The 3,066-nt window shown below is 72.0% G+C and carries 3 protein-coding genes; 2 read left to right on the plus strand and 1 reads right to left on the minus strand.

Annotated features, from left to right (window positions below; genetic code table 11):
• Both NWP10_RS11240 and NWP10_RS11245 read left to right on the plus strand, forming a co-directional pair.
• Positions 1-996 (plus strand): cytochrome b/b6 domain-containing protein (locus NWP10_RS11240; protein ID WP_375162491.1); only part of this gene is annotated, 996 nt, incomplete at its 5' end.
• Between the two features lie 220 nt (positions 997-1,216).
• Positions 1,217-2,626 (plus strand): MFS transporter, encoded by a 1,410-nt coding sequence (locus NWP10_RS11245; protein ID WP_017489426.1) that lies wholly within the window; start codon positions 1,217-1,219, stop codon positions 2,624-2,626.
• A gap of 99 nt (positions 2,627-2,725) precedes the next feature.
• Here NWP10_RS11245 and NWP10_RS11250 read toward each other — a convergent pair.
• The coding region (locus NWP10_RS11250; RefSeq protein WP_375162492.1) for an acyl-CoA thioesterase domain-containing protein at positions 2,726-3,066 on the minus strand (341 nt) is incomplete at its 5' end.

Raw genomic sequence — 3,066 nt, forward strand, 5'->3', positions numbered from 1 at the left:
GCCCAGCCGCCGCGCGCCGAGCCGGCCGCCGCCTCCGGCCGCCCGGCCCGGGCGACCAAGAAGACCGACGCGGCCGAGGAGGCCCCGGCCCCGTCCCGGCTGCGGAAGGCGCTGCCGCTGGTGGCCGGCGTCGTCGTGCTGGCGCTGGTGGCCGTGCTGGCGGCCCGCTGGCTGCGGACCCTGGACCCGGTGGCGGACTTCATCGCCGCCTACGACGGGCACCCGGCCCTGGCCGAGGGCACGCCCGTGGGCATGCCGCCGTGGCTGGGCTGGCAGCACTTCCTGAACATGTTCCTGATGGTGCTGATCATCCGCACGGGCCTGCAGATCCGCAACGAGACCCGGCCCCCGGCGAACTTCACGCCGAAGAAGGACGGCGCGTTCTCCGCGCGCGGCAACACCCCGAAGAAGTTCTCGCTGACGATCTGGACGCACCAGGCCCTCGACGCCCTGTGGCTGCTCAACGGCGTGGTGTTCGTGGTGCTGCTGTTCGTCACGGGCCAGTGGGCGCGGATCGTGCCGACGGACCCGTACGTGTTCCACCACGCCCTCTCCGCCGGGATCCAGTACCTGTCCCTGGACTGGCCCACGGAGAACGGCTGGGTGCACTACAACGCGTTGCAGATGCTCTCGTACACGCTCGTGGTGTTCGTGGCCGCCCCGCTCGCCGCGCTCACCGGCTGGCGCATGTCCTCCTGGTTCCCCACGGAGGCGAAGGGCCTGAACAGGGCGTTCCCCATGGAGGCCGCCCGCAAGGTGCACTTCCCGGTGATGCTGTTCTTCGTCCTGTTCATCCTGACGCACGTGTTCCTCGTGTTCTCCACGGGTGCCCTGAAGAACCTCAACCACATGTACACCTCGCGCGGCGACGCCGCCGACGCGTGGGGCCTCGTGGTGTTTCTGGTCAGCGTGGCGGTCACCGCCGCCGCCTGGTTCCTGCTGCGGCCCTCCTTCACGGCCCCGGCGGCCTCGAAGTTCGGCACCGTGGGCCGCTGAGCACGTCCCTCGCCCCGCATCACGGCGCCCCCTCCCGGATCGGGAGGGGGCGCCGTCGTGCGGGGGGAAGCGCGCCCCGCCGTCCACTCCACCCCTCCCGGTGTCCACCTGATGGAACGCGGAAAAAAACTGTTTGATGTCCAACAGTCGACCCTTAGTGTGATCTGCAACACGTCGAAGCCGCCCGCCGACGTGTCCCCCGCACCCTAGGAGCGTCACCTTGGCCGAGTTCTCCGCTGCGCCGACCGCGCACCCCGCCGAGTCCGACACACACGTCAGCCCCGCCCAGCGCCGCAAGGCGTTCGTGGGAGCCATCGCCGGCCACCTCATCGAGTGGTACGACTACGGCGTCTACGGCTTCCTCGCGGTGTACGTGGCCGCCAACTTCTTCAAGAGCGAGAACCCGATGGTCGGCATCCTGGCCGCCTTCGCCGTCTTCGCCCTCAGCTTCTTCGTCCGACCGCTCGGCGGCCTGTTCTTCGGCCCCCTCGCGGACAAGATCGGCCGCCGCAAGACCCTCATGATCGTCCTGGGCCTGATGTGCGGCGCCACCGCCGTGATCGGCATGCTGCCCACCTACGCCACCATCGGCGTCTTCGCCCCGATCCTGCTCGTGCTCATGCGCCTGGTGCAGGGCTTCTCCGCCGGCGGCGAGGTCTCCACCATCTCCGCCTTCGTGGCCGAGTACGCCGTCAAGGGCCGCCGCGGCTTCGCCACCTCCTTCCTCATGGTCACCGCCGCCTCCGGCCTGCTGCTGGGCGGCGTCGTCGCCAACGGCCTGGGCGCGATCATCGGCACCGAGGCCATGGCCGAGTGGGGCTGGCGCCTGCCGTTCCTCCTCGCCGGCGTGCTCGGCGTGGTCGCCGTGTTCATCCGCATGAAGCTCGAGGACAGCCCCGAGTTCCGCCGCCTGCACTCCGAGGGCAAGACCTCCAAGACCCCGTTGCGCGAGACCCTGCGCTACCAGCGCCAGCTCTTCTTGATGGGCGCCCTCATCACCCTGCTCGGCTCCACCTTCTACCTGGTGCTGACCTACCTGACCACCTACATGCGCACCATCCTGGAGCTCGCCCCGGGCGCCATCTTCTGGCTCGTGCTGCTCACCGGCGCCGCCGCGGCGGCCTTCATGCCCGTCGGCGGCGCGATCTCAGACCGCATGGGCGACCGCCGCCCCATGCTGGCGATCGGCGCCGTGCTGGTGGCCGGAGCCGTGGTCTGGTTCTTCCTCACCGCCCCCGGGACGGACGGCGGCCTGCCGCTCGTGCCCTCGCTGCTGGCGCTGGGCATCACCACCGGCCTGTACTGCGGCGTCCCCTACGCCACCATGACCGAGCTGATGCCGGCGCACGTCCGCTCCACCGGCATCGCCCTGGGCTACAACGTCCCGGTGGCCGTGTTCGGCGGCTCTGCCCCGTTCATCGCCAGCTGGCTGATCAACGAGACCGGCGACGTCGCCTCCCCGATGTACTTCTTCCTCCTGACCGCGGCCATCGCCCTGGTGGGCGTCGCCATGCTGCGGCCCACGGACCTGCTCGGCCACGAGGACGTGCCGGTCACCGGCTCCATCGACGCCGTGGGCGGCAAGGTGACGCGCACCGTCGCCCCGCGCCCCAAGGCCGACGCGCTCTGACCCGAGCCGCCGCCGACGACGGCGCCCCCCGCCTCCCGTGGATCGCACGGGGGCAGGGGGCGCCGTCGCGTCCGGGGCCGGCGGCCCCGGGGCCCGGGGTCAGCGGGCGGCGCGGAAGGTGACCTGCACCTGGACCATCGGCTTCTCGGCGACCGGGGCACCGTCCTCGCCCACGGGCACGAGGTCCACGTCCACGAGGCGCAGGGAGCGGCCGGCGTGGCGCACGCGGGTCAGGGCGACCATCTCGCCGTGGCCGGGCCGGGTGAACACCACGCGGACGGCCTGGACGTCGTAGAGCTCGCGGTCCGGCATGGCCGCCTGGGCCGCCACGACGGCGCGCAGCGTCATGGCGCCGCCGTGCACGGCGCCGGAGGGGTTGGCCAGCTCCGGCTTCGGCGCGAACCGGGCGCCGGGGGCGACGGCGGCGGTGACGGCCGGGC

The organism is Micrococcus sp. HG099 (assembly GCF_024723355.1).
GTDB lineage: Bacteria > Actinomycetota > Actinomycetes > Actinomycetales > Micrococcaceae > Micrococcus > Micrococcus endophyticus.